The 6,453-nt window shown below is 51.6% G+C and carries 5 protein-coding genes; 1 reads left to right on the forward strand and 4 read right to left on the reverse strand.

Annotated elements, in window-relative coordinates; all coding sequences use genetic code 11:
- Positions 1–331 (forward strand): IS3 family transposase (locus HMPREF1028_RS15115; protein WP_009311515.1); only part of this gene is annotated, 331 nt, incomplete at its 5' end.
- Between the two features lie 223 nt (positions 332–554).
- On the opposite strand, the gene clpP is transcribed toward HMPREF1028_RS15115, so the two are convergent.
- From clpP to HMPREF1028_RS03990, 4 genes are all read right to left on the reverse strand, one after another.
- The gene (clpP, locus tag HMPREF1028_RS03975) at positions 555–1,175 is read right to left on the reverse strand and encodes an ATP-dependent Clp endopeptidase proteolytic subunit ClpP (protein WP_003760163.1); all 621 of its coding nucleotides are present in this window, start codon (positions 1,173–1,175) and stop codon (positions 555–557) included.
- 87 nt (positions 1,176–1,262) lie between these two features.
- Positions 1,263–2,573, reverse strand: coding sequence for a trigger factor (tig, locus tag HMPREF1028_RS03980; protein ID WP_009311518.1), 1,311 nt, complete (start codon positions 2,571–2,573; stop codon positions 1,263–1,265).
- 350 nt (positions 2,574–2,923) lie between these two features.
- Positions 2,924–5,371: a DNA translocase FtsK gene (locus tag HMPREF1028_RS03985; protein WP_009311520.1), complete on the reverse strand. Its 2,448-nt coding sequence runs from the start codon at positions 5,369–5,371 to the stop codon at positions 2,924–2,926.
- Positions 5,372–5,543: 172 nt separating this feature from the next.
- The gene (locus HMPREF1028_RS03990; protein WP_009311521.1) at positions 5,544–6,344 is read right to left on the reverse strand and encodes a phosphatidylserine decarboxylase; all 801 of its coding nucleotides are present in this window, start codon (positions 6,342–6,344) and stop codon (positions 5,544–5,546) included.
- Between the last annotated feature and the right edge of the window lie 109 nt (positions 6,345–6,453).

Here is a 6,453-nt window from a genome sequence, read left to right on the forward strand (position 1 = left end):
AGCCGCACCCCGTCTGACTGATAAAGGAACGATGCTGCATTCGGACCAAGGTGTGCTGTACCGTACGGCGGGGTATAGGGAATTGCTTGCGGAGCATTCCATGGTTCAAAGCATGTCGCGAAAGGCGAACTGTTGGGACAATGCGCCGATGGAAAGCTTCTTTGCGGTGTTGAAGACGGAGTGTTTCTATAACGCAGGTGAATTGACGGTAGATGAATTGATGAAGCAGATAGATGACTATATGGATTACTACAATCGGGAGCGTTGCAGTTTGAAATTGAAAAAGCTGAGTCCTGTCGCATACAGAACCCAGCTTGCACAGAGCGCCTGAATAGGCTTTTATGAGTGTCCAAGATTTGGGGGCCAGTTCATGTTTTCAGACGACCTTTTCGTCAAATCCATTCAAACACCGCTGTCAGCGACGCCTCAACAAAACCGCTCTTTCCTTACCCAAGCAGCCTCATCAAAAACAGCCGCTCCGTTGTACAGGCGAAATAGCGGAATAATCAGCACGTCTTCTGTCAGCGTGTGTTCAAATCGCCGAAATCAAACATTTAAGCCTGCAAAGAAGCGCGATTTTCCAAAACTTGGTCAATCAAACCGTATTCTTTGGCTTCTTCGGCGGACATGAAGTTGTCTCGGTCGGTGTCGCGTTCCAAATCTGCCAAGTCGCGGCCGCAGTGTTTCGCCATCAGGCGGTTGAGTTTCTCTTTGATTTTCAACAGCTCGCGGGCATGGATTTCAATGTCGGATGCTTGACCGCCCAAACCGCCGCTGATTAAAGGCTGGTGGATCATGATACGGCTGTTGGGCAGGGCGAAACGTTTGCCTTTTTCGCCTGCCGAGAGCAGGAATGCGCCCATGCTTGCCGCTTGTCCCAAGCACAAGGTGGAGACGTTGGGCTTGATGAAATTCATGGTGTCGTAAATCGACATGCCTGCCGTTACCGAGCCGCCGGGGGAGTTGATGTAGAAGAAAATATCTTTGTCCGGATTTTCACTTTCCAAAAACAACAGCTGGGCAACCACCAAATTGGCGGACTCGTCGGTTACCGGACCGACCAAAAATACGATGCGCTCTTTCAAAAGGCGCGAGTAAATATCAAATGCACGCTCGCCGCGGCCGCTTTGTTCGATAACGGTAGGAACGAGGTAATTATTGAAATCGAAGGACATTTTTGTCTCCTGTCAATGTTGCGAAAGCACCAAAGGGATGCTTTGGTGCTTTCAAGTTGCCTGTTTCAGACGACCTTTTGAAGATGATTAGGCTTGTGCGCCCATCACTTCGTCAAAAGACAAAGCTTTTTCGGTTACTTTGGCTTTGCCCAAAACGAAATCAACGACGTTGCTTTCTACTGCCAAAGAAGTCGGACCTTGCAGGCGGGAAGGCTCTGCGTAGTACCAGTCGATCACTTCTTGAGGATCTTCGTAGCTTTCTGCGAAGTTGGCAACAACGGCTTTGATTTGCTCTTCAGTCGGTTCCAGTTTGTTTTCTTCAACCAGTTTAGCCAAAATCAGACCCAAAGATACGCGGCGTTCGGCTTGCTCTTTGAACATATCCAAAGGCAGATCCAAGTTGGCAGCGTCAGCCATGCCTTGGTTGACGAAGTTTTGTTTCATTTCGTTTGCCAAGCGGGCGGCTTCTTCATTTACCAAAGCAACAGGCGCTTTCAGCTCTACGGCTTTGAGCAGCGCGTTCATTACAGATTCTTTGGTTTGTTCGTTCACGCGGCGCTCAACTTCGCGGCCTACGTTTTTCTTCACTTCTTCGCGCATTTTAGCAACGTCGCCGTCGGCGATACCCAATGCTTTGGCGAAGTCGGCATCAACTTCGGGCAGGGTGGGTTCGGATACGTTGTTCAATGTGATGGTGAAGACAGCGGATTTACCGGCAACGTCTTTACCGTGGTAGTCTTCAGGGAAGTTGACGGTAACGTCTTTGCTTTCGCCTGCCTTCATGCCGACTACGCTGGCTTCAAACTCAGGCAACATTTGACCTGCACCCAATACAAAGGCGTAGTTTTTGGATGCGCCGCCGGCAAAAGGTTCGCCATCGATTTTGCCTTCGAAGTCGATGATGACGCGGTCGCCGTTTTGGGCTTCACGTTCAACATGGTTGAAGCGGGTACGTTGTTTGCGCAGGATTTCTACGGTTTGGTCCACTTCGGCATCGCCGACGGAAGCGGTTACTTTTTCGACTTCTTGTACAGACAAATCGCCGATAACGACTTCAGGGAACACTTCGAAAATCGCAGCGATTTTCAGGGATTCTTTATCGTCTTGTTCTTCAACGCCTTCGAAACGTGGATAGCCGGCAACTTTCAATTCTTGGGCAACGGCAACATCGTAGAAGCGGCGTTGGACCATTTCATTGATGACTTCATTTTGAGCGCTTGCACCGTACATTTGGGCAATCATTTTTAAAGGTGCTTTACCCGGACGGAAACCGTCGATTTTTGCACGGCGTTGGGTTTGTTTCAGTTTTTTATCGGTTTCTGCGTTGATTTCGGACCAAGGCAGAGACAACACTACTTTGCGTTCCAGATTTTCTAAAGTTTCAACAGTTACGCTCATCGTAAGACCTTAATTTGTTGTGTTAAATAAAAAATGGGAATCCTTTTACCAATGATGACTGCAAAAGCGGCTCCGACCCATCGGGGCTTTTATCGTCCGTTGCTTGCAAAAGGCAGGAAAATTAGCTGGCTAGTATATCACAATGTTTGATTGACTGGATAATATAGTGGATTAACTTTAAACCAGCACGGCGTTGCCTCGCCTTGTCCTGATTTAAAGTTAATCCACTATATCGTCGATAGGCGGGCCGATTTTGCCCCGATAAAATAAGGTATTGAATCCGACATCATAAAAGGTCGTCTGAAAACAGGTATAACCAGTTTTCAGACGACCTTTGGTAATTATTGAGATTACAACTGGTCTTTTTGCGCCAGAATCCTGCGGCTGCCGTTGATGTCGGCGGGAGAAACGACACCGGCGTTTTCGAGCGCTTCCATCAGGTTGGCGGCACGGTTGTAGCCGATGCGCAACTGGCGTTGCAGGGAGGAGATGGAAGTTTTTTTGCTTTCCAAAATGTAGGCAACGGCTTGGTCGAACAATTCGTCGCTGCCTGCATTCGGATTGACGATGTTGGTGGTTTCCAGTGCGGCTTCACCGCTGAGCAAACCTTCGACATAGTCGGCGGGGGCTTGCGATTTGACGTAGTTGACGACTTGATGCACCTCGTCGTCTGAAACGAATGCGCCTTGCAGGCGGGTCGGCTCGGCGCTGCCCGGTTGCAGGAACAGGGAATCGCCGTATTTCAGCAGTTCGTCCGCGCCCATTTGGTCGAGGATGGTACGGCTGTCGATTTTGCTTTGCACAGTAAACGCCATACGTGTCGGGATATTCGCTTTAATCAAGCCGGTGACGACATCGACGCTCGGTCGTTGGGTCGCGACAATCATATGGATACCGGCGGCGCGCGCTTTTTGGGCGAGGCGGGCAATTTGTTGTTCGACGGCTTTGCGTTCGGTCATCATCAGGTCTGCCAACTCGTCGATAACGACCACAATCATCGGCAGTTTTTCCAACGGCTCGGGGTCGTCCGGATTCAGGCTGAACGGGTTTGGCATGGGTTTGCCCGATGCTTTGGCGGCTTCGACTTTTTGGTTGAAGCCTTCCAAGTTGCGCACGCCGGCGTGGGAAAGCAGGCGGTAGCGTTTTTCCATTTCGGCGACACACCAGTTCAACGCCTGCCCTGCTTCGCGCATATCGGTAACGACCGGGCAAAGCAGGTGCGGAATGCCGTCGTAAATGCTCAATTCGAGCATTTTCGGGTCAATCATGATGAAGCGGACTTCGTCGGGCGTGGCTTTGAAAAGCATGGACATAATCATGCCGTTCACACCGACGGATTTACCCGAACCGGTCATACCGGCGACCAAAAGGTGCGGCATTTTTGCCAAGTCGCCGACGACGGGCGTACCGGAGATGTCTTTACCCAGCGCGACGGTCAGCTTGGATTTGGCTTCGGTAAACACGGGCGAAGACAAGATTTCGCTCAACATCACGTCTTGGCGTTTTTCGTTGGGCAACTCGATGCCCATGGTGTTTTTGCCCGCGATGGTTTCCACGATGCGCACGGATTGCAGCGACATAGATCGCGCCAAATCTTTAGACAGGGCAACGATTTGGCTGCCTTTTATGCCTTGCGCGGGTTCGATTTCATAACGCGTAATCACAGGGCCGGAAGTGGCGGACACGACTTGCACGCCGATGCCGAATTCTGCCAACTTGGATTCAATCAATTCGGCAGTGCGCTCTAATTCGGCAGGATTGATGCTGACGGGTTCGCCGTTGGGCAGGCGCAGCAGGTTCATGCCGGGTTTGTGGTATTCGCCTGTCTGTTGCGGCTCGTTGTCTTCAAACAAAGAAGCCTGAATTTTGGGCGGCGGCGCGACGGAGACCGCGACAGATTTGCGGTTGCTGGTGCTGCCTGCAAGCGGTGTAACTGGCGTAGCGGTGATGTTTTTGGCTTCTTTCACCATGCGGCGGGTGTTTTCCGTTTCCAAGGCTTCGGCTGTCGAGCCGTCGTCCTTGCGTCTGCCCAATGCCTTTTTCAGACGACCCCAAATGCCCGAAAACAGGCTTTCGGTATTGCGTCCAGTTTTTGCCATGACTTCCAGCCAAGACACTTGCGCCAGCAAGGAAACGGAAAGCAGCAGCATGACGCACATAATCAGCAGGCTGCCGGATTTACCCAACAGCCAAGCCAAGCCTGAACCTGCCAAAGCGCCGACCAAACCGCCCGCACCGACAGGCAGGGTTTCGTCCAAAGTATTTTGAAGGGTGAAATATTCGAGAATCGGGCTGCACACCAAAAGCAGGAACAAAGCCAGCGCGGCAACGCCGTGGTTGTACGATTTGTAGTTTTCGCGCTTTTGCAGCGGGCGGAAATTTTTATAGAGGAAAACGCACGAAGCGGCGATCCACCACCAAAACGACAGTCCAAAAAGATAATAGCCGACATCGGAAACATACGCGCCAAACAGCCCGCCGAAATTGGCGATGTCATCCGATTTCGGCACGCTGCGCGACCATGCGGGGTCGGTCATTTTGAAGCTGGCGAGGGAAATGGCGATGAAGACCGTCACCATCAGCCCGAAGAGCCACAGCGCGTCGTTAATCAGATTGACGACATGCTCGGGGCGCGCTTTTTTTTCTTCATTCTTTTGCAGCGCTTTGGCAGCCTTCAAACGCTCGGAAACCTTGTTCGGCTCTGTCTGCGCCTTCGTTTGGCTTTGACGGCGCGTGCTCGGTTTGGCGTTTGTTTTGGCTTTGGTTTTTGATGCGGTTTTAGAGGATTTTGCGGTCATGGATGGATTTTTGATATTCGGTACAGGTCGTCTGAAAAGGGAAAACCGACGGGGAATCAATCCGTCGGGTGTAATGTGTGTTGGGTTCAAATTATACCGTATTTACCGTTTCTGATAAAACAAGGTCGTCTGAAAAAGGTTTTCAGACGACCTCTTGTTCAGCTTTCAGCCGTCAGTCTTTCAATGACTGCTCTGCGGCATTGCGGACTTTATCGGCAGCCGCTTCGATTTCGGATTGGACTACTTCGGCAGCAGCTTGCGCCGGATTGGGCGTTTCCGCTTGCGCGGCACTTGCGGTTTCAGTCGGCGCGGCAGCTTCAGGAGCTTGGAGCGGCAGGCGCGCCAAAACAGTGCGAACGCCGGTGACTTTGTCGCCAATGGCGACTTGTGCCTGCGCGTCAACCGGCAGATACATATCGACGCGCGAACCGAAGCGGATAAAGCCGTAGCGTTCGCCGCGGGTCAGTTTCTCGCCTGCTTTGGTGTAACACAAAATGCGGCGGGCAACCAAGCCTGCAACTTGGACGAAGGTGATTTCGCGGCCTGAAGCAGTGGTTGCCAGCACGGCGTTGCGTTCGTTTTCGGTACTGGCTTTGTCCAAATCGGCATTGAGGAATTTGCCTTTATTGTATTCGACGGCAGTCACGGTGCAGTCGGCAGGCGATTTTTGCGAATGGACGTTGAAGACGTTCATGAACACGCTGATTTTCAACGCTTCGGTATCACGGTAAGGATCGCGCGCGCGCTCGACGACGACGATGCGTCCGTCAACAGGGCTTAAAATCGCTTCGGGATCTTGCGGGATTTCGCGGGCGGGATCGCGGAAAAATTGCAGGGCAAATACGGTGAAAATCCAAAACGGCAGCGACCACCAGCCGCAGCAGGCAGACACCAGCAAACTCAATACCAAACCGCCGCCGATAAACGGCCAGCCCTCGCGGGCGATAATCGGGTGGGGGTACAGACGGTTCATAACTTTCCTTTTCTATTCAAATTGCCGCCATTATAGCGGAATATCCTAAAAAGGTCGTCTGAACGCTGTTTCAGACGACCTTTGTTTTTTGTTATTTATTGTTATCCGG

Source organism: Neisseria sp. GT4A_CT1 (assembly GCF_000227275.1).
Classification (GTDB): Bacteria; Pseudomonadota; Gammaproteobacteria; order Burkholderiales; family Neisseriaceae; genus Neisseria.